This window comes from Metasolibacillus meyeri, assembly GCF_003049505.1.
GTDB classification, from domain to species: Bacteria; Bacillota; Bacilli; order Bacillales_A; family Planococcaceae; genus Metasolibacillus; species Metasolibacillus meyeri.
Genome location: NZ_PYWN01000270.1, coordinates 1 through 765, shown reverse-complemented (window position 1 = coordinate 765; position 765 = coordinate 1). Strand labels below are relative to the sequence as shown.

The 765-nt window shown below is 43.5% G+C and carries 1 protein-coding gene; it reads left to right on the top strand.

Translation table 11 applies throughout. The features are described 5' to 3' along the window. Positions 1–45 precede the first annotated feature (45 nt). Positions 46–765, top strand: a 720-nt coding sequence (locus tag C9J34_RS21570; protein ID WP_202973697.1) for a choice-of-anchor Q domain-containing protein, incomplete at its 3' end; no start/stop codon positions are given.

Sequence of the window (765 nt, the reverse complement as noted above, 5' to 3'; positions counted from 1 at the left end):
ACGAATGTGACGTTCAGTAGCAATCGCGCCAATTTTGGAGGCGGCATGTTCAATAGTAGTAGTAACCCCACGTTAACGAATGTGACGTTCAGTAGCAATAGCGCAAGGGATGGAGGCGGCGGCATGTACAATAATACTAGTAACCCCACGCTAACGAATGTGACGTTCAGTAGCAATCGCGCAATGGATGGAGGCGGCATGTACAATGATTATAATAATAGCCTCAAGCTAACGAATGTGACGTTCAGTAGCAATAGCGCAACTAGTAGTGGAGGTGGCATGTACAATGTTAGTAGTAGTTCCACGCTAACGAATGTCACAATGAGTGGGAATACAAGTGCTATTTATGGCGGAGACTCGGGAAGTAAAATTCGCAATAGTATTATTATAGCCAATCATGGGCAACCAGCGATTACCGACTATAGCGGCGAGATTGAAAGTAGTATAGTTGATAAGGAAGCTGAAAATGGAGTATATGTCGGCAATTTTTATGATGAGTCAGGAACAAAGATAGCAGGATCTTACACAGCAGCCGAACTATTTATCGACCCAACAACTAGTGATTATCGCCTACGAGCGAAATCCCCAGCGATTGATAAAGGAAATGATAGTTGGAATACTACATCAACGGATATTGTGGGTAACCCTCGTAAACAAGGAGCGGCAATTGATTTAGGCGCATATGAGGCACTTCCTTATTATGTGACATATGATAAAAATGGCGCAACCGGTGGGACTGTGCCACAAGACAACAAAACCTATGAA